The organism is Clostridioides sp. ES-W-0016-02 (assembly GCF_020641035.1).
Lineage (GTDB): Bacteria > Bacillota > Clostridia > Peptostreptococcales > Peptostreptococcaceae > Clostridioides.
In genome coordinates this window covers 456,339-474,903 of the sequence record NZ_CP061361.1, presented here as the reverse complement: position 1 = coordinate 474,903, position 18,565 = coordinate 456,339, and the positions used below count along the sequence as shown (strand labels likewise).

At 29.7% G+C, this 18,565-nt stretch carries 22 protein-coding genes and 1 riboswitch; of the genes, 4 read left to right on the top strand and 18 right to left on the bottom strand.

Features of this window, described 5'->3' with window-relative positions:
* Positions 1 to 63: 63 nt before the first annotated feature.
* From IC758_RS02580 to IC758_RS02560, 5 genes are all read right to left on the bottom strand, one after another.
* A complete protein-coding gene (locus IC758_RS02580; RefSeq protein WP_227834825.1) occupies positions 64 to 420 on the bottom strand; it encodes a VOC family protein in 357 nt (118 codons plus the stop codon).
* Between the two features lie 312 nt (positions 421 to 732).
* Positions 733 to 1,212 carry a GyrI-like domain-containing protein gene (locus tag IC758_RS02575; protein WP_227860715.1) on the bottom strand — a complete coding sequence of 160 codons (480 nt, stop codon included), beginning with the start codon at positions 1,210 to 1,212 and terminating at the stop codon, positions 733 to 735.
* Between the two features lie 426 nt (positions 1,213 to 1,638).
* On the bottom strand, positions 1,639 to 2,487 hold the full coding sequence (locus IC758_RS02570) for a PRD domain-containing protein (protein WP_227435366.1): 849 nt from the start codon (positions 2,485 to 2,487) through the stop codon (positions 1,639 to 1,641).
* A 24-nt stretch (positions 2,488 to 2,511) separates the two neighbouring features.
* Complete coding sequence (locus tag IC758_RS02565; RefSeq protein ID WP_227825110.1) at positions 2,512 to 3,918, bottom strand: glycoside hydrolase family 1 protein; 1,407 nt, start codon at positions 3,916 to 3,918, stop codon at positions 2,512 to 2,514.
* Between the two features lie 85 nt (positions 3,919 to 4,003).
* Positions 4,004 to 5,875, bottom strand: coding sequence for a beta-glucoside-specific PTS transporter subunit IIABC (locus IC758_RS02560; RefSeq protein WP_227825109.1), 1,872 nt, complete (start codon positions 5,873 to 5,875; stop codon positions 4,004 to 4,006).
* A gap of 341 nt (positions 5,876 to 6,216) precedes the next feature.
* Here IC758_RS02560 and IC758_RS02555 point away from each other — a divergent pair, with 341 nt between their 5' ends.
* Entirely contained in the window at positions 6,217 to 7,404 is a 1,188-nt protein-coding gene (locus IC758_RS02555) for an MFS transporter (RefSeq protein WP_227860714.1), read from the top strand.
* A gap of 24 nt (positions 7,405 to 7,428) precedes the next feature.
* Positions 7,429 to 8,121, top strand: coding sequence for a FadR/GntR family transcriptional regulator (locus tag IC758_RS02550; protein ID WP_227860713.1), 693 nt, complete (start codon positions 7,429 to 7,431; stop codon positions 8,119 to 8,121).
* 438 nt (positions 8,122 to 8,559) lie between these two features.
* Here IC758_RS02550 and IC758_RS02545 read toward each other — a convergent pair whose 3' ends face one another.
* The 11 genes from IC758_RS02545 to IC758_RS02495 all read right to left on the bottom strand — a co-directional run bounded on the left by IC758_RS02545 (position 8,560) and on the right by IC758_RS02495 (position 16,582).
* Positions 8,560 to 9,024 carry a VOC family protein gene (locus IC758_RS02545; protein WP_227834830.1) on the bottom strand — a complete coding sequence of 155 codons (465 nt, stop codon included), beginning with the start codon at positions 9,022 to 9,024 and terminating at the stop codon, positions 8,560 to 8,562.
* Between the two features lie 163 nt (positions 9,025 to 9,187).
* Positions 9,188 to 9,451 (bottom strand): hypothetical protein, encoded by a 264-nt coding sequence (locus IC758_RS02540; RefSeq protein ID WP_227483375.1) that lies wholly within the window; start codon positions 9,449 to 9,451, stop codon positions 9,188 to 9,190.
* An 18-nt stretch (positions 9,452 to 9,469) separates the two neighbouring features.
* Positions 9,470 to 9,892, bottom strand: a complete 423-nt coding sequence (locus IC758_RS02535; RefSeq protein WP_227851367.1) for an SHOCT-like domain-containing protein — start codon at positions 9,890 to 9,892, stop codon at positions 9,470 to 9,472.
* Between the two features lie 100 nt (positions 9,893 to 9,992).
* Entirely contained in the window at positions 9,993 to 10,364 is a 372-nt protein-coding gene (locus IC758_RS02530) for a DUF2089 domain-containing protein (protein ID WP_227435386.1), read from the bottom strand.
* A gap of 339 nt (positions 10,365 to 10,703) precedes the next feature.
* The gene (locus IC758_RS02525) at positions 10,704 to 11,858 is read right to left on the bottom strand and encodes an ABC transporter permease (RefSeq protein WP_413927708.1); all 1,155 of its coding nucleotides are present in this window, start codon (positions 11,856 to 11,858) and stop codon (positions 10,704 to 10,706) included.
* A 270-nt stretch (positions 11,859 to 12,128) separates the two neighbouring features.
* Positions 12,129 to 12,830, bottom strand: a complete 702-nt coding sequence (locus IC758_RS02520) for an ABC transporter ATP-binding protein (protein ID WP_413927697.1) — start codon at positions 12,828 to 12,830, stop codon at positions 12,129 to 12,131.
* Between the two features lie 133 nt (positions 12,831 to 12,963).
* Positions 12,964 to 14,022 (bottom strand): sensor histidine kinase, encoded by a 1,059-nt coding sequence (locus tag IC758_RS02515; RefSeq protein ID WP_227860711.1) that lies wholly within the window; start codon positions 14,020 to 14,022, stop codon positions 12,964 to 12,966.
* A 28-nt stretch (positions 14,023 to 14,050) separates the two neighbouring features.
* A complete protein-coding gene (locus IC758_RS02510; protein ID WP_227860710.1) occupies positions 14,051 to 14,566 on the bottom strand; it encodes a VanZ family protein in 516 nt (171 codons plus the stop codon).
* A gap of 35 nt (positions 14,567 to 14,601) precedes the next feature.
* Positions 14,602 to 15,297 (bottom strand): VanR-ABDEGLN family response regulator transcription factor, encoded by a 696-nt coding sequence (vanR, locus tag IC758_RS02505; RefSeq protein ID WP_227860709.1) that lies wholly within the window; start codon positions 15,295 to 15,297, stop codon positions 14,602 to 14,604.
* Between the two features lie 633 nt (positions 15,298 to 15,930).
* Positions 15,931 to 16,098 (bottom strand): BlaI/MecI/CopY family transcriptional regulator, encoded by a 168-nt coding sequence (locus IC758_RS02500; protein ID WP_227435400.1) that lies wholly within the window; start codon positions 16,096 to 16,098, stop codon positions 15,931 to 15,933.
* Positions 16,099 to 16,204: 106 nt separating this feature from the next.
* The gene (locus IC758_RS02495; protein WP_227435410.1) at positions 16,205 to 16,582 is read right to left on the bottom strand and encodes a BlaI/MecI/CopY family transcriptional regulator; all 378 of its coding nucleotides are present in this window, start codon (positions 16,580 to 16,582) and stop codon (positions 16,205 to 16,207) included.
* A gap of 208 nt (positions 16,583 to 16,790) precedes the next feature.
* Positions 16,791 to 16,887, top strand: a riboswitch (cyclic di-GMP riboswitch).
* A gap of 52 nt (positions 16,888 to 16,939) precedes the next feature.
* Here IC758_RS02495 and IC758_RS02490 point away from each other — a divergent pair.
* Together IC758_RS02490 and IC758_RS02485 are read left to right on the top strand one after the other, a co-directional pair.
* A complete protein-coding gene (locus IC758_RS02490; RefSeq protein WP_227435413.1) occupies positions 16,940 to 17,116 on the top strand; it encodes a hypothetical protein in 177 nt (58 codons plus the stop codon).
* Between the two features lie 226 nt (positions 17,117 to 17,342).
* Complete coding sequence (locus IC758_RS02485) at positions 17,343 to 17,543, top strand: cold-shock protein (protein WP_021384215.1); 201 nt, start codon at positions 17,343 to 17,345, stop codon at positions 17,541 to 17,543.
* A gap of 244 nt (positions 17,544 to 17,787) precedes the next feature.
* Here the strand turns inward: IC758_RS02485 and IC758_RS02480 are convergent, their stop codons facing one another.
* Together IC758_RS02480 and IC758_RS02475 are read right to left on the bottom strand one after the other, a co-directional pair.
* A complete protein-coding gene (locus IC758_RS02480) occupies positions 17,788 to 18,087 on the bottom strand; it encodes a hypothetical protein (protein ID WP_227435422.1) in 300 nt (99 codons plus the stop codon).
* 32 nt (positions 18,088 to 18,119) lie between these two features.
* Positions 18,120 to 18,419 (bottom strand): hypothetical protein, encoded by a 300-nt coding sequence (locus IC758_RS02475; RefSeq protein WP_219674377.1) that lies wholly within the window; start codon positions 18,417 to 18,419, stop codon positions 18,120 to 18,122.
* Between the last annotated feature and the right edge of the window lie 146 nt (positions 18,420 to 18,565).

Here is an 18,565-nt window from a genome sequence, read left to right as displayed (position 1 = left end):
TATTAATAACTCTATTTTAAAGTTAATCCTGTGTTTGAGTTAATCCCATATTTTGAGCTAATTTTATTTTGTATGCTGAACATACTCTATAATTGTGCCATCTGGATGTTTTACTGTCATATTATATCCTGTAGGAACTTTTTTCTTATCTCTTATTACTACTGCTCCACTTTGTAGCAGATGACTTCTCCATTCATCCACAGAATCAACCATAAAAGTAGCTTTCGTTTCTGTAAATGGCTTAAGAGCAGTATCAGAACCAGATAACAGCAAAACATTTCCTACTTGAGCCAACTCTAACCCCACTTCTTTATAAGAAAAACGTAAAGAACATTTATCTTTTAAAAGATTTTCATAAAAAGGAATTGCATTTTCTATATCCTTAATATAAAAACGTGTTAATACATCATATATCTTCATATTATTTACTCCTTTATTTATCTGTCTTGTTTCTTCTCGATTATATCATTTTGCAGATATTATGATAATATCTCAATCATTAAACCAAAACTATAATAATTACCCTAACAAGTCCTTATTATCACATAACAGGTAGTAACTTTCAATAAAAACGTCTATTAGTCACTCATCAAGTAACAATTCAATCTGTCATATCATAAACAATCCATATAAAAAACAAGTTGACTACCATTCATAGTAAAATGGTAGTTAACTTGTTTTTTATTACAGCTAAACCTATGTATCCACAGAATTTCTATTCTGTTTTGTTATTTATAGAATAGGTAACATCATTTTAGTGAGATACTCACTTTCAGGACGATTTAAATCATTCAAGTACTGATAATAGATATCTCCATGAAGTTCATATCCACTATCCTTCGCCCACAAAAATAATTCTTCAAGTGTAGGGTCTTGCAGTTCATATGGTCCTAAATCAATTGCAGTTATTATTTTCTGTGTTGGAACAATCTTTTGCAAAATTTCATTTTCTGTATCCATATTATTAAATACAGAATGATTAGCTACAGGAAAACCTACTTCAACATCTAATTTTTCTAAGTCCATGTTATGAAAGCATACAATTGGTGCTCCTGCAGACAATATTCCCTTTTCTTCCAGATAGTTGGAAATTTTTCGAAAACTTTGCTGTGAAAACTCTGAAAATTCTACCATAAAGTCAATAGTTTTTCGTATTGTTAAAATGCAATACGAAGGCTGTTCAGCCATCGTTATATTAGATATTCTAGCCATTTCATATCCTCCATTACTTTATTTTTATTTCTTAGCCTCTGTTTCGTAGTTTTTATTCTTAGTTGCATCTTTATATTAACAGTATAACAAAACCAATATTATGATGCTTGTCACACAGTGCTCTTATTTTAAGTAAATACAAATGGATTGAAAATAATGAATAACTCAAATAAGAAATAGTACTGCTTATTATAAATCACTAGTTTTCATCCTTGAAATGCATAAAGAAAATCAATATTAATCTTGTAGTTATTCTAATATATAAATAACATTAGGATTAAACATATTTTCTAGGTTACTACTTTTAAAGTCATTTTTTGCATAAAATTAAGAGATAGTTTAATAGCTATCTCTTAAAATAATTCCATTATTTAAATTTGGTTAATTCTTATTTTTATTATCAAGTTACTAATATACTAAAACATTTTAACAGTTTTCATCTAGCTCCCCTAGAATCTTATGAATATGAATCATTAAATATAATTCCTCCTGACGAGGTAATTTTCTAGAGTATTCCTTGTGTATATAGGCTCCTATTTTCTTTACACATTCATATTCTTCCTTACAATTTTTACGCACTTGATTATATATAAAATCTATCTTTTCTTTTGATGGTTCATTAGCCAGAAATCTTTGAGAAAAAGCCTTTAGATGCATTACAAATCTCATATAATAAAATGATTCTTTATTATATACAATAGAAAAGTGATAATGAACTATTTGTAAAATGGCATTCACAATTTTAGCACTTCTCTTGTTTCTATCACTATAAGGATTGTCTTGTTGTGCATTTATAAAATGGCCTGCTATATTACCAATTTCCTCTTCTGGTAGGTCTAGACCAAGAACCTCCTTAAAAACAGTAATCGCATATTTTCCTATATCATATTCTTTTGGATTAAATTCTTTAATTTCAAACAAATAGTAATTCTCAATCATTATACCTTCTTTAAAGCGTCTCACTGCAAAGGCGATGTGGTCAGTTAAAGCCAAGTATATATGGTTCATAAGTTTTAAATTATACTTTTCTATTCCATATGAGATTATCATTTGAGCTATACCAAAGTATTCTGCATCTATTTCTGATGCAAGTTGTACAATGCTCTTTTTTATATTTTCATCATGAAGAACGAAAGTTTTTTCTATATCTTCTTTATTTAACTCAGACCCAATCTTATAATTATGACCAATTCCTTTTCCCATCAATATTATTTCTTCGTCATTATCATCCTTTGCAAGTAGCAACGAATTATTTAATACCTTTGTAATGTACATACTAAAAACCTCAATATATTATATTTATTTTGTTATTCCATTACTCTTTATGACTTCTTTATACCAATAAAAACTATCTTTCTTTATTCTTTTTAAATCTAAGGTTTCATGGTCTGTTCTGTTTATGTAAACAAGCCCATAACGTTTGTTGAAACCTTGTGAAGAACTTAAAAGGTCTGTAAATGACCATAGACAATATCCCATCATTTCTACACCATCTTCAATAGCTAATTTACATGCATTTATATGAGTATTTAAATAATCTATACGATAGTCATCATGAATTTTACCATCTTCAAGGACATCTTTAGCTCCAAGACCATTCTCCGTTATTATAACAGGTAAGTGATACCTTTGCCAATATTCATTCAATGCAACTCTAAGTCCTGATGAATCTATTGATGCTCCATACTCTGAAGCCTTTAGATTAGGATTCATTGACATCTTAAATAATCCATACATACTAAAGTCAACGGTTCCTTCTCTTAGTCCAAATGGATGTTGTGAATCCTCAGGTAAGGCCTCTGCACAGTTTGTTCTATAATAATTTACAGCTATGAAATCCATTTTAGCTTTTTTAAGTACTTCTTTATCTTCATTTTCCATATGAGGGACTATATTTCTTTTCTCAAGATAATTCATATAATACCCTGGATACTCTCCATAATAATGCATATCAAGCATGTAGTACACTTTAAAGTTGTCATTCATTCTTGCTGCATATACATCTTCTGGTTTAGATGTAAGAGGATATGTTACAGATGATGATACTGCTGCTCCAATCTTGCTTCCTTCTATCATTTCATGGCATGCATTAACTGCCAATGCATGGGCTAAACAAAGATTATAATCCATTTGAGCACGCATTTTATCTATCTTCCATGGGTCTGTTTCATTATATATATTAATTCTCTCTTCTACTCTAACTATTAAATTCTGTTCATTATGAGGTTGCCAATATTTCACTCTATCTCCAAAATGCTCAAAGCATACTTTGGCAAATCTTTCAAAGGCATAAACAGTCTCTCTACCTTCCCAACCATTATACTTCTCCACTAGTGCAAAAGGTAGGTCAAAGTGATATAAAGTTACAAATGGCTCAATGTCACACTCTATTAATTTATCTATTACTTTATTATAAAAATCTATTCCCTTTTGGTTTATTTCTCCTTCCCCATCTGGAATTAGCCTTGCCCATGAAATTGAGAAACGATAAGTTTTCATTCCTAATTCTTTCATCAGTTCAATATCTTCTTCATAATTATGATAAAAATCTGATGCTACTTTAGTGTCTGCTTGCAAGTGAGACTTTTTAAAAGAATTGTAATCAGCCACTGTTTTTCCTTTATTATCTTTATCCCAAGCTCCTTCCACTTGAAATGCTGAAGATGATGCTCCCCATAAAAAATCTTTTGGAAATCCTGTATTCATAAGTGTCACTCCTTTTATATTAATGTTTTAATCGTTTTATTTGTTGCTTTATTGCACTAAGCTAATTTTTATAGTTCTAATCAATTTAATTATTAACTAATGAAATTATTTTATCATTTGTAGATACATGACTGGATTTACAAGAAATCACCTGTGCAAAATCAAATGTATTATTTACTATAACTGGTGTAGTTACATCATATCCAGCTTTTTTTATTTCATCTATATCGAAAGTTATCAGTTTAGAACCTTTTTTCACTAAATCTCCTTGATTAACATGTTTTACAAAGTGTTTTCCATTTAACTCTACTGTATTAATTCCAACATGTATCAACATTTCTGCTCCATTATCTAGCTTTAATCCTATTGCATGTAGTGTTGGAAATAAAGAAGCTACTTCACAATCAGTAGGAGCTATTATTACGCCTTTTGTAGGTAATACAGCTATACCTTCTCCCATAGCTTTTGATGCAAATACATCATCTTTTACTTCTGATAATTCTATACAATCTCCTTCCACAGGTGAAGTTATATCAACAATGCCCTCTTTTGTTTCTACTTTTATAGTAGAGCTATTTCCTTTAGAAGATTCTTCTAAATCTTCAAACCCAACCAGATAAGTTAAAATAGCTGAACCAAAAAATGCTATAGCACAACCTCCTAGATAACTTAAAAAACCTAACGTTCCTGCTTCAGCATATACAGGTATAGTTAAAACACCTTGGTTTGCGAATGCGTTACCATAAGAGCCACCCATTCCCATTATGCCACCTCCAATTGCACCACATATTACAGCACATACCATTGGTTTTTTTAACCTAAGATTAGCTCCATATATTGCAGGCTCAGTTATACCAAATAGTGCCGTTATAGTTGCAGACATAGAGATTGTCTTTAATCCTTGATTTTTAGTTTTAAAGAATACACCTAGAGCAGCTCCTGCTTGCGAGAAGTTTGCGGCTCCTGCAAAAGCCAATAAATTCTGTCTTCCAGTTTGAGCAACATCACTTATACCTATTGGTAGTAGTGCTCTATGTGCACCAAATATAACTAATACGCACCATAATCCACCTATGAATGCTCCACACAATGCAGGGCTTAGTTCATAAATATACTTGTAAACAAAGTTTATAACATTTCCTATATATATCCCAATTGGTCCAAATAAAAACAATGTTGCAGGTAAGATTATAACTAATGATAAAGTTGGAACCATTATTATTTTAATTACTTCAGGTATATACTTTTCCAGTATTTTTTCAACATATGAAAGAGCCCATATAGCAATAATTATTGGAATAACAGATGATGTATATGTGGCCTTTGTTACTGCTAATCCTAAAAATCTAACTGTTTCTTCTCCTGCCATCAAAGCTGTAAAGGCTGGATAACAAAGTGTTGCCCCTAATACCATAGATATTATTTTATTTGCATTAAACACTTTAGCCGCAGTATATCCTAGTATGATAGGCATAAAATAGAATATAGAATCAGCCATAGCATTTAGAATAATATAACTTTGAGTCTCTTTTATATCTACACCATTTTTATTCATATAGTACATAGCAAGAACTGATAAAATACCTTTAATCATACCAACCCCTGCTATAGCAGGTATTGTAGGTGTAAATATTCCAGCTACAGCAGATAATATAGAGTTCATGATACCTTGTTTTTCTTCATTTCCATTTTTATTATCTATTTCACTTGATTGAGGTACCATTTTTACAATCTCATCATACACTTTTTTTACTTTATTACCAATTACAACTTGTATCTGACCCATACTCTCTACAACAGTTATTACTCCTTCAGTTCTGGCTAACTTATCCTTATTAACCTTAGAGGTAATTTTAACTTTGAATCTAAGTCTCGTCATACAGTGAGTAACTTCATTTATATTCTCTTTTCCACCTACATTTTGTAGAATTTCTTGAGCTACTTTTTTATAATCCATATATAAATCCTCCATCTTTAATTATAGGCTTTTTGTTTTTATGGCCAATTAAACAAAAAAATCGAACCAAATAAATAGATTATACCCATAGTACTATATAGGTAACCTATAAAAATTGATTCGATCTTGCCTGCATCACCAGTAACACGTCTACTGTAATATTCAAATTTGTTAACTTTATAGTAACATAAGCGTTTTCTTAATTCAACTATAAAATATAATTTTTCAACAAATAATTCTTATTGTTATATCGAAATTTATTTTTAAAATTTTAAAATACTTGATTTACTAAACAAAATGGTATATTATTTCCATTATAAACATACCATTTGGAGGATAATATGAAAAAAATATTTAATCAAAAATTACTTTTACTCTCTATTGTTGTATTTTTCTGGTTTTCACAATACGTATACATACCTTTTCAAAATCCATATTTAAGTATATGTCACGTATCTACAAACATGATTGGTATAATAATAGGCTCATATGGAATCTCACAATGCTTACTAAGACTTCCTATTGGGGTTTTTGCAGATTCTATAAACAAACATAAAATATTTATACTATGTGGAATTTTATTTGCTGGTTTGGCATCTCTTATAAGAGTTATTTCTCCTGGAGGAGAAGGATTTCTTATAGCTAATATCTTATCTGGAATAGCATCATCAACTTGGATTTCTTACATGGTTCACTACACTGATTTTTTTTCCATAGAACATCAACAAAAAGCTACAAGTACAATAATTTTGGTAAACAACCTAGGAATGTTAATTGGATTTGTCATGAGTACCTTATTTTATGAAAAATTAGGAATGGTAAATTTGTGTATTATGAGTGTAATATCTTCAATCATTGGTACACTTCTAGCCTTAAATGTAAAAAATCATCACTCAGGAAAAATAACCGAAAAAATCCCACTTAAAAATTATTTATCTATATGTAAAGACAAAAGACTTGTATTTTTTTCTTTTATGGCATTGATTCAACAAGGAATCCAAATGTCTACAACAATGTCATTTACTACTCAAATTCTTAAACAACTAGGCTCTAGTTCTACCATTATAGGCTTATCTTCTATATTTTACATGGTATGTGCTGTTGTATCTTCTGGATTTGCTTCTACTAAATTTTGTACAAAGCATGGACCAAAATTTTGGATTCCCTCAGTGTTTTTTTTGATTTCAGTTTATTGCTTTCTAGTTCCAACAGTAAAAAGTATTAATATAATATTTATGCTACAATCGTTACCAGGAATATCTACAGGTATACTTCTTTCTTACCTTACTAGTGAGTCTATGAAAAATATACCAAAATATCAAAAATCTACTGCAATGGGATTTTTTCAAGCAGTTTATGCTATAGGAATGTCTATATTTCCAATGCTAGTGGGTAAAATATCAGATTATATTTCAATACAATATGGTTATTTTACTTTAGCTTTTATTGCTATAATTGCTTCCATATTATCTTATACATACTATAAAAAATTAAATTTACCTCTTAATTGTGATATAATACACTCATAAAAAATTATATGTTTAGGAGTTTTTATGACAAATTTAAGTGCCACTGAACAAATTATTGATTATATTAAAGTAAATATTCTAAATGGAAATTTTAAAATTAATAGTAAATTGCCAAGTGAAAGAAAGATTGCTGAACTATTTAATATAAGTAGAATTCCTGTAAGGAATGCTATAGACAAACTTTGTAAAGAAGGAATACTTAGGTCTATTCCCTATTCAAGCCCCATAGTTGAAGGATTTAAAAAAGTTGACCTTTTTTCTGATAATGAAGTTTATAAAAATCATAATATACAAGAATTTTACGTTGAATCTTTAAGAGCAAGACAACTTATAGAAAGTGAAGCTACTAAGTTAGCCATTTTAAATGCTACTTCTGAAGAACTTCAGAGAATAAGATATGCTTACTTGAAATCTGTAGAAGAACTAGACAAAGTTTCACAAGGCTTAATAGAAGAATGTTATGACGCTGACCTGCAATTTCACAAAGAAATAATTTTAGCTTCTCATAATCCAATTTTTATAAAGTATTATGAACTAATACCTAAAACTGTGTCTTCTAATCAACACTTTGGCTTTAAATATAGAAATTCACTACAAGATATGATTAGTCATCACCATGAGATAATGATGGCTTTTGATAGTAAAGATGCTAATTTGGGTTATACATCAATGTATAACCATTTAGAGGGAGTTATTCAGTTATTTCAGCGTGATTAAACTTCTATTTGTAGGTCTTATAGTTAAACTCGTGAGAATTATAGGTCTAATAGTTAAGACTTATGAGAACTAAATATTTATAATATGTACTATAAAGAGCTTATTTTAATATACTACTAAATATAGTGTCCAAATAAGCTCTGTTTTACTATTCATAGATTATTTTATTAAGTATTATAATTAATATTAGATTGTATATAATCGTTACTTAAAAATAAAATTGACTGTAATATAAACAATTATAAAGCATTATTTGGCAGCCTTCTTTTTTCCTAGTTTAGGTATTTTTAATGATTATCATATCATTTCTTTAATTATGCATATAAAAAACAGCAAATCATGAGAATTTACTGTTTTATATTTTGATATTTAGAATTACTTAGTTTGATATTCAAACTTACTTAATTTGATATTGAGATTTACTTAATCAGCCATAATTTAGCCTTGTAAAATTTGATTAACATCATCAATAGTTATATCCATTCTTGTAGCTATTTCAGTAAGATTCATACCTTGTTCTTGGAATCTATTAACTACTGATTTCATAGACTCACCTATTTCAATTAAATGATTATCCAAGTCATAAATTCGAACTACCTTTTGCCCCCATGGTGCTTCTTCTACATCACGAAGTAAGGTAACATCATTTCTTGCATTTAGTTTTGATAGAAACTCTTCAAAAGACTCTGCTTCAAAGAATATTTCACAATTATTCTCTTTGTCTTTCATATCTTCTTTCGAGATTCCTGTCAACCAATCAAAATCTTGTTGCAATGACAATCCACCCTCAAATACAATGTTTTTTCCATAGTCAACAATAACTTTTAAATCAAATAATTCTTCATAGAATTTACGAGCAATTTGAATATCTTTTACTGCAAATAAACAACCTGCATATTTCATAAGTTACCTCCATCAACATTAGTAAATAGATTATAACATTAGTACTAGAAAAAAATATTGTAAAAAACGGACATGTTTTCGTCATTTTTAAGTCAATAAATATAAGTGTTCTCAGTAAATGTAAGTTCTCTAAATAATAGTAATATACAAAATAAACACTACTTTATAAGCGAATGGATACAAAAGTGCCATCCTGAGTTTCCACATGAACAATCTCAAGTCCCTTGTACTGCTTAAGAACAGACTGACATTCTCGAACGAGTTCCTGTAGAAATTTTTTGTTAATGACTTCCTGATATGGCTCTGGAAGTGATTTTTTAATCTCTTCAATAACCGATTCTGGCAACAAAAGAACTGCAGTATTTGCTAGAAACAATGGTATGGGTAGCCACAAATTTGTTTCTTTTGAGCGGACAATAATGCGCATAAACCTATTCTCCTAGTATTATTTTATAAAAACTTTAACTGTAGTGCCATCAGCAGAGTCAACCTCTATGATATTGCCAAGTGTTTCATTATCCAGACATTCAAGAATAGAGGTAGTAAGAGCATCTAGGTCTATACCTTGCAAATCTTCACTCTTAATTGGCAACTTACCTGTCATTTTCAACACTTGACGTATAATCTTTACAGGAAGTTGCACATTTACTTTATCACCATCTGGAGTGTCCACAATAATCTTCAACATCTTATTTTCATATGAAGTACTGCTTTGTTTAGTAAAAGCTTGACTATCAAAGTCTTCTGAATAATTCGTATACTCCTCTTGAGATGTAGTTTTATCTAATGCATCAATCAAGTCAATTGCCTCTTTGGCAGAAAGCTTTCCCTCCTCTACCATTGTTAAAATCCTCATTTTTTCATCCATATTATTTTCCTCATTTCTGCTCTTCTGTATCCATTCCAACAGAAATAGCCTCATATTTTGGTCACTACTCCTGACTACTGTCAGAAATAGAGATAGAGCTTCATTTATTTTCTTTTATTTGTTCTAATGCCTCTGCTGGAGTGATTTCTCCTTTTTCCAGTGCATCTAAAATCTCCTTTTTATGTGAATCAGAAGAAGATGTCACATTAGATTTTCCGTCTAGTTTTTGGATAATATCATCTAACCTAGAACGAACAGTTGGATAAGAAATCTTTAGTTCTTTTTCCACTTCTTTTATATTACCACGACATTTTAAAAATGTTTCTGCAAAGAATAAATCATCTGCAGATAGATAGTCAAATGCACTGAGGCAGAAATCATTTTCAATCACTGTATCACAGTTTTCACATTGTAGCTTGACAACTTTAAGTTTTCTTCCGCAGACAGGACAGCGGCTGATAACTTGATACATCACATCACCTTCTTTCTATCTAATGTTTATAATATAAATCAAAAAATTAATAAAGTCAATATATACATTAAAATAATTAATATTTATATTAAAATAATTAATACATATCTAAAATCAGCAATAGATATATCAAGAATAGTAGATGTACCAATTGAGGAACTATTCATTTTCGATTAATTTTTGTATCATTGATAATATGTTTTAAATACACATTAGAAAATGGCTACTTTGATTTTATTTCAGATCCACCATTTTACTAACACCTATATTTAAGATGAAACATTTCTATTCCTAAACAAAGGTTTTTAACTACTAAACAGTTGTTCACAGAATGTTGATTTATATAACCTGATGTTTGTTATAAGCCCATATAGCAAGAAGAAGAAATACAGGAATTTCAATTATTGATGCCACTATTATGACATAGGGTAACCAGATGCTTGCCTGTCCAATATGCAGATAATTAAAGCTAGTCAATTGGTACAGTAAACTATTTTGCATACCTATTCCTGCTGATGGTAAGATAAAAGTAAGCCAATTGGCTCCAGCCGAATACGTAAATATTGGAAGTAAACATGTTACAATAGCAATTAGGATAACAGAGAGTGAATCCTTGCATTTAGCTGATAAAAACAGTGTGAAACTGACAGTTGCCAGCAGTGAAATAAGCCCTCCTATTGCCAAAGTAATCTGAAGCTGCCCTAAATTAAGTGCAGGCAGACTGATAACTGAAAATAGCATCTGCATAGATGTTTTCATACACTCAGTTCCAAATGCTAGATTTGAAATTGTCAAATGAATTGAAATACATATGACAAATGCTACAGTAAAAATAGTAAGTGCAGCCATAATCTTTGCAATTGCCAATCGAGAATGTCCATGTTTTGTACAGCGCAAAATACTATCTGAACCCGTTTGGTATTCATTAGAAAACGTAGGGGTCACAGCCGCTGTACAAAGAATGACTAGGAGAAAAATAAATAGAATAATATAATCAAATGCATCTCTTGAATATCCAGTATAAAGCTGAAAAGGCGTATTTACTTCTACATATTCTTGTATCGCATGTTTCTGTGCGGTTGGATATTTCTTTTGCTCCATCTGCATGATATCTTTAAGATGTTGCGTAGTCTGCTCATAAAAACCATCTAATTTATTAGGAGAAATATCCATTAAGCTTATTCCCTGACCAGTCTTTGGATTAGAATAGGCTTCTGGCAGTCTTGCCAATAGAGATTGAATGGGAAATACCTTTTTTATATAAATATCTGTAGGGAATTCACCACTACTAAGGCTGTCTTCTCCATATGGCAAAACTGCACTTTGATAGATATTCAAAGCTTCTTTGAGTTTTTCCATAGTAACTTCTCCATTATTTTCAGAGCGAAGTGATTTTTTATAGGCAATTGCTTCCAGACCATTTAATTCTGCTACCTTGTTGCCGTTTTTATCATATTGATTGATGTCCTCATACAATACCGGAAGCCAAGCCATCACAACAGACATGAATAGTTAAATAAGTAATAAAATGATAGAACGACGTGATTTCAACACACGTTTTATTTCAAGACGATAAATTTACTTTCCCTCCTCACTTATTTCCTCTTGCGGAAATAACCATAAATATAAGTCCTCCAAACGGGGCGAAGCCATTATTGAGTCACTTGTTTTGGCTTCATCTGCCAAATAACGAACTGATACCTGATTATTACCTTCACTACGTTGATTAATAATACGAAGCTGCATTTCATACATAGGCATCTTTTAAGCAGGTATGATACAATTCCAAACTTTACCTGTAACTTGTTTGACCAATTCATCTGTTGTCCCTACATCAAGAATTCTTCCTGATTTCATAATGGCATTTTGAGTAGCAATATACTCAATATCAGATACGATATGAGTTGAAATAAGGACAATCCTGTCATGAGAGAACTCTGAAATAAAGTTTCGGAAACGAACTCGCTCTCCAGGGTCAAGTCCAGCTGTTGGTTCATCCATTATTAGAAGTTTCGGGTCATTTAACATTGCTTGTGCAATTCCCACTCGACGTTTCATTCCACCAGATAACTTGATAATTTTTTTATTTTTGACATCAGTCAAGGTAAGTGTATGCAGCAGACTGTCAATCTTTTTTCTTGTTTCTCTAGCAGGAACGTCCTTTAATGCAGACACATACTCCAAATAGTCCTTTACTGTAAAATCTTGAAAGAAACCAAAATCCTGTGGCAAGAAACCGAATAGATTTCTGTATTCTTCTCCCATTGAATGAATATCCTTACCATCAAAAACAATTTTTCCACTAGTTGGTTTTAGAATATTCGCAATCATTTTCATAAGCGTAGTCTTACCAGTACCATTAGCTCCAAGAAGCCCACACACACCAGGTGTAAGATTTAAACAAACATCATCAACTGCGGTTTTATTCTTAAAATTTTTTTTAAGATTTGTAATTGTTAATTCCATGTCTTTTCTCCTTTTTTATAATACAAAGACAAACGTCCTTGTTCAGTTTTATTTTACTAAACAAGGACGTTTTAAACTTTAATATTAACAGGATAAATTCCTAAGAAAATCCTAATATCTAATTAATGTTTTCCTAAGATTGAATTGGAAGTAATACAATAAAAATAATCCTATCATTTTCACTTTGAGCCAAAATTTCTCCGCCATGTAAAAGAATAATTTCATTGGCAATAGAAAGCCCAAGACCTGCACCACCACTGTCCGATTTACGAGCATCATCTAAACGGTTAAATTTTTCAAAAATTGTAGATAATTGTTCTGGTGAAATAGTATGTCCTTGGTTTTCAAATTTAATTTTAATCTTATCCTGTTCCTTTTGAACGTAAATAAGAATTTCTGTATTAGGATAACTGTATGCAACAGCATTTTTGAGCATGTTGTTAAACACTCTAGCTAGTTTCTCAGAATCAGCATAAACCATCAAATTCTCATTTGCGTTGAGTATAACAGAATTTCCTTTAGCAGATAATACAGGATAAAACTCATCAATGAGTTGCACAAACATATAGTATAAATCTACATTTGTTTTTGTTAGTTGAATTTGCTGTGTATTGTACCTTGTGATTTCAAAAAATTCATCAATGAGCTTTTCCAGACGCATAGACTTCTTCAAAGCAATTCCAACATATTTTGCTTTCTGTTCTATAGGCATGTCAGGTGCTTCATCCAGCAGACTTAAATAACCTATTACAGAGGTAAGAGGTGTGCGAATATCATGAGCTAAATACATGACTAATTCATTCTTTTTGTTTTCAGCTTCTTTTACAGCTTGCTGGCTAAGTAGAACAGCCATTTTTATTTGGTTCATCTGCTTTTCCATATCTTTGAGTGGTTCAGATAATTCAATGGTGCTGTCATTTAGTTGATATATTACTTTAGTGGCATTCATAACTTCCTGCAAATATCCCCATGGTTTTTTCCAGTAATGATAAAAAGTACAGAAAAAACCTATAATCAAATATAGAAAATAAATTAAGTCAATTCTAAGATGTAGCCACGGAAAAAATGTGTTTGAAAATCTACTGAATCCATAATCGAATAATATTACCAAAATATACCCAGCTAAGGTATATATAATTAAGCTTATAAATAGTTTCATACGTAATTTCTTTTCTGTACCAATATTTGTCATTGCTATCACCTCCATATCTATACATTTATTAATTGGATAACAGAAGAACTGTCATCAGTGCTAAAAAAAGAACTGCAAAGATTCCAGCTAGAGTTGAAATTACTATATCTGTTTTTTGCTTATCTTTTAGTATTTTCAGCAGTAATGCATATAGACCAATACCAATTATTCCACCAAACATATTAGTGATTAAGTCTGTAATATCTGTACTTCCGATAGCAAGAATATACTGAATCATTTCAAGGATAAAACTGCTTCCAAAAATAATAAGAACTTTATTTTGTAGTTTCATTCTTGATGACAACATGGAAAGTAAAACTCCGAAAGGAATAAAAATTAAAATATTATCTCTCACTTCCTCAAAATGAAACTGTTCTCCAACAGAAGTAGAGTAATGAAATGGAGTCAAGTTGATACTCCTTATGTAACCTATATCGCTTATTCTGAATTGTAGTTTAAACAATATAATCCATACTAATAAAATTAAATAAAGTATGAATAATACACAACTAATTATTTTTAAATGTTTCTTTTTTTTATTCATAGCGTAATTTTTCCTCTCCTCATAGTGAGTTGTAGTTAAATTTTATAACCGACTCCCCATATAGTTTTAATATATTTAGGTTTTTCAATAGTATCACCCATTTTTTCACGCAAATGTCGTATATGAACAGTGATTGTATTGTTACTTTTGCTATAATACTCATCTTGCCATATTTTATAAAATAATTCCTCTGAACTAACAACAGTTCCCTTGTTCTGTAGCAAAATACAAAGTATGGAATACTCCGTTGGTGTAAGTGAAATAGGATTTCCGTCAATTAGACAATCATATGTCTTAGTATTAATTTCTAAACCTAAATAACATAAAACAGAACTTGTATCAGATTCTTCTTGTATAGGATTGTATTTTTTATATCTACGCAGCTGTGCCTTTACTCTAGCAATTAATTCAAGGGGACGAAAAGGTTTTGTGACATAATCGTCAGCTCCTAAAGTTAATCCTGTGATTTTGTTAGTTTCCTCATCTTTTGCAGTTAGCATAATAACTGGAAAATTGTACTTCTCACGTATTTTTCGACAAATATCAAATCCATTTACATCAGGCATCATAATATCCAAAATAGCAAGGTCAAGCTCTGTATTTTCTATACAAGCAAGAGCTTCCTTAGCTGAATAATACTTAAATACGATATAGTTTTCATTTTGCAGATAGACCTCTATTAAGTCCGCTATATCATGTTCATCATCTACTACAAGAATTTTATCATTCATAACTGTTTTCCTCCTTTCGCGCATATACAAGATATTTTATTATTGTATCAAAAGAATCTTTACTATTTATGATTTCCTGCATAAGAAATTATTAAGAATTTCCTAACTCTACAACTTTTTACGATTATCTTTCGGTTTTTCTGCTTCTTTTTATATCCACCAGATACGACTAAAATGTATAATACTTGGTATTCATTTTCTTTACAAAGTTTTTGTACCCTGCGCTCTGAAATCCTCCGAGAAAAGGAGTACCATTTTCACAGTACTCCTTTGATTCTCCATCTTTATTTCGTTGTATCCTCACACTCTATATCAACACCACAGAAACATTGATATAGTTTTTAATGACCTTATTTCTGATTTTATCAGCATCACCTGTGAAGACGATATACTTGCAAAATTGCCTAAAACATAGAATTTCTACATATCAACTCGTTGTATCAATACTAAAGTCTCGCAATATAGAGTTTCTTGAAACTATCTAACCTATCTTATTTTTACAGTAATTGAAACTACTGCACTGTATAATACTATATTAAACTTTTTAATAAAAAACAAGTTATTTTGAAACGGTGGCAAAATGGTGGCAAAACATAATTTGCCACCATTTTTTATTCCTCATCTTTTAAGTTTCTAAACTCTTCTTTGTAATCTTTTTAATACTGTAAATGTAGTAGTATCTTTCCATTTATATTTTTCTTCCATAGCTTCAACAATTTCTCTTGATGTTAATATTCTATCTGATTCCCAAATATATCTCATAACTTTTAACTCTGCTTCTGGTAATTTACTAATTTTCATATTATATACCCCTCCATTACCAACTTATGTATAAATAAATTCTATCTCAATAAAGTTTTCAAAACAAGAGAATTTATCCAAATACTCTCATCCAAAATTTACCATATTATTCTTTTAAGTTTTTATAATACTCTTCTAGTGAATCTAACTTTTCTTTACTTACGGTTTTATGTGTAGTAGTAAGTGAACGCATTATTTTTCTACTTTTACTAGATTTTAGTACTTTTTTCTTAAAAGCGTAATATTCTTTGTTATCTATTATTATTTTATAATGAGATTGAAACTTTATAATATCTCTAACCAAATAACCTTTGTCAACCAATCTTTTTAGTAGTGTTTTTATTGTACTTTTATGCCATACATACATCTGTTTTATATCTTTTACAATTTCTTTTTTAGACATTTCAGAATCTTTTTTCCATAAATACTCCATTACTATTAGTTCGGCTCTTAATAATTTTTCTATTAACATTTCTTCTTCCATCTTAATGTCGCTCCCTCGTTCAGTCTAACTTAAACTAATAATAGAAGCTTTTTAATACAAAAACTACAGGTAAAATTTTACATATATTCTACTATTTTAGTTTGTTTTTATATATAAAAAATACTATTCATATTTATAAACTTATTCAATTTTCAAACACATATGTTGAATAATAACTAATTACATTGTATTATTAAATTGTAGAATAAAACTAAATAGGCAAAACTAGAGAAATTTAGTGACGCAAAGCTATAGGGGCTAAGACTTGTAAAATATCTTATAAGTTATGTCAGCCAGTTGCCAAAAAGATATTGTTCTTTTTGTTTTTATGAAAGTTTTTTAGGGGGATAATAATATATGTTTAGAGATAAAATGGATAGATGTACACACATGTTGACTGCATATATTGGTAGTTCATATGATTATTGTGATTTTATAGATACACAGTTAGATGATTTTATATTAGAGTATGGAGAAAATGTAGTAGAAAATTGCTTACATCAAGTGATGGTATTGGTAAGTAAGTATAATTAAATAGATTTTGTTTTCTAGAGAACCCTTTTTAGTTTTATCTACATTTCTATTAATATATACCAATATAAAACGCTCAAATATATTTTTAATATTAAGAATAACCAAAAATGTTAACTAAAAAATATAATTAAGTAGACATTTCTATTAATCTATGATACAATAGTATTTGTGTTAATACACAATTAAATCAAGTATATCTTGATATAGGTTAATAGGAGTATTTTTAATGAATAATGGAATAGTGAAATGGTTTAATAATGAAAAAGGATTTGGTTTTATATCAATAGAAGGTGGAGATGATGTATTTGCTCATTTCTCAGCTATACAAACTTCAGGATTTAAATCATTAGAAGAAGGTCAACAAGTAAGCTTTGATATAGTTAAAGGTGCTAGAGGTCCTCAAGCAGAAAATATAACTATATTATAATATATAGATTTTTCGGGAAAGACTCTTTTAGGGTCTTTTTTTATTGCTAGTATATATAAGATAATTATTGATGAAAAAAACAAGGTTATTTGGAGAAATGAAAAAAGCACTCCCCAACATGAGAGTGCTTAATTGCAGCTATAGAAGTGTATTGGTAGTACACTTCTATTTTTTTATTATATCACATAAAAGTAACTGTATTAATAAAATTTACATTTTACAGACACAGTTACTTTAATTTAATCTATTTATCTTCCTCTTTTAATGTCGGATTTAAAAATACTGCACCATGATTGTATTGCTTGTCCTCAACAATTACATAAACACGATTTGTATTTCTTGAGGATGTTATTTTAAGTTCTAAATTAATATTATCAGTTGGCAACACTTCAACTTCATAATTATCTACATTGTTGTTTGTGATATTATTGAATGTATTACCATGGCGTTCAAAAAAAACCTCGCCAACTATTACAAAATATACATCTTCTTTTTTACTATTTTCAACCTCTATAGTATTTTGTTGAGTTATATTTAGTCTCATTTTGTGACTCCTCACTAGATTAATATTTTTTATTATCTGTGTGTATGTGTATAATTATGTATCTCATTAATATGAGTAATTATTGCTTTATTGTTTTCTTCGCAAGATAGAGGTTTAAAAACAACAATCTCTGCTAAAAAACTTCTTGGATTTTTGGTAACTAAAGTAGCATTACAAATAAAGCTATAATTCATCCCAGCTACAATTTGAGTAGAAACAATAAGCGGTTCATAATCAACACCTTTTAACATTCCTATAGCCTCGTTAAATATTTCTAAATTTTCTTTTTCTACTACTTTAAAATCTGACCATCCACCACACAAAGTATTCATAAAAAACCTCCTAATATGTATATTCGACTTATATTCATAATAATATTAATATTCATAATTTTCAATACTTTTGTATAACTAGTCATTGAAAAGGCATAAGTGGACAAATAGATGCTATTTATATAAAAAAACAACAAAAATATTTA

Bases quoted from the DNA above. Each gene is read 5' to 3' on its own strand.
- IC758_RS02555 (WP_227860714.1), top strand. From the start codon at position 6,217: ATGAAAAAAATATTTAATCAAAAATTACTTTTACTCTCTATTGTTGTA.
- IC758_RS02560 (WP_227825109.1), bottom strand. From the start codon at position 5,875: ATGGATTATAAAAAAGTAGCTCAAGAAATTCTACAAAATGTAGGTGGA.
- IC758_RS02480 (WP_227435422.1), bottom strand. From the start codon at position 18,087: ATGAGACTAAATATAACTCAACAAAATACTATAGAGGTTGAAAATAGT.
- IC758_RS02570 (WP_227435366.1), bottom strand. From the start codon at position 2,487: ATGTACATTACAAAGGTATTAAATAATTCGTTGCTACTTGCAAAGGAT.
- IC758_RS02580 (WP_227834825.1), bottom strand. From the start codon at position 420: ATGAAGATATATGATGTATTAACACGTTTTTATATTAAGGATATAGAA.
- IC758_RS02535 (WP_227851367.1), bottom strand. From the start codon at position 9,892: ATGGATGAAAAAATGAGGATTTTAACAATGGTAGAGGAGGGAAAGCTT.
- IC758_RS02475 (WP_219674377.1), bottom strand. From the start codon at position 18,419: ATGAATACTTTGTGTGGTGGATGGTCAGATTTTAAAGTAGTAGAAAAA.
- IC758_RS02485 (WP_021384215.1), top strand. From the start codon at position 17,343: ATGAATAATGGAATAGTGAAATGGTTTAATAATGAAAAAGGATTTGGT.
- IC758_RS02540 (WP_227483375.1), bottom strand. From the start codon at position 9,451: ATGCGCATTATTGTCCGCTCAAAAGAAACAAATTTGTGGCTACCCATA.
- IC758_RS02525 (WP_413927708.1), bottom strand. From the start codon at position 11,858: ATGGCTTGGCTTCCGGTATTGTATGAGGACATCAATCAATATGATAAA.
- IC758_RS02510 (WP_227860710.1), bottom strand. From the start codon at position 14,566: ATGAATAAAAAAAAGAAACATTTAAAAATAATTAGTTGTGTATTATTC.
- IC758_RS02565 (WP_227825110.1), bottom strand. From the start codon at position 3,918: ATGAATACAGGATTTCCAAAAGATTTTTTATGGGGAGCATCATCTTCA.
- IC758_RS02500 (WP_227435400.1), bottom strand. From the start codon at position 16,098: ATGAAAATTAGTAAATTACCAGAAGCAGAGTTAAAAGTTATGAGATAT.
- IC758_RS02515 (WP_227860711.1), bottom strand. From the start codon at position 14,022: ATGACAAATATTGGTACAGAAAAGAAATTACGTATGAAACTATTTATA.
- IC758_RS02520 (WP_413927697.1), bottom strand. From the start codon at position 12,830: ATGGAATTAACAATTACAAATCTTAAAAAAAATTTTAAGAATAAAACC.
- IC758_RS02490 (WP_227435413.1), top strand. From the start codon at position 16,940: ATGTTTAGAGATAAAATGGATAGATGTACACACATGTTGACTGCATAT.
- IC758_RS02530 (WP_227435386.1), bottom strand. From the start codon at position 10,364: ATGTATCAAGTTATCAGCCGCTGTCCTGTCTGCGGAAGAAAACTTAAA.
- vanR (WP_227860709.1), bottom strand. From the start codon at position 15,297: ATGAATGATAAAATTCTTGTAGTAGATGATGAACATGATATAGCGGAC.
- IC758_RS02575 (WP_227860715.1), bottom strand. From the start codon at position 1,212: ATGGCTAGAATATCTAATATAACGATGGCTGAACAGCCTTCGTATTGC.
- IC758_RS02495 (WP_227435410.1), bottom strand. From the start codon at position 16,582: ATGGAAGAAGAAATGTTAATAGAAAAATTATTAAGAGCCGAACTAATA.
- IC758_RS02550 (WP_227860713.1), top strand. From the start codon at position 7,429: ATGACAAATTTAAGTGCCACTGAACAAATTATTGATTATATTAAAGTA.
- IC758_RS02545 (WP_227834830.1), bottom strand. From the start codon at position 9,024: ATGAAATATGCAGGTTGTTTATTTGCAGTAAAAGATATTCAAATTGCT.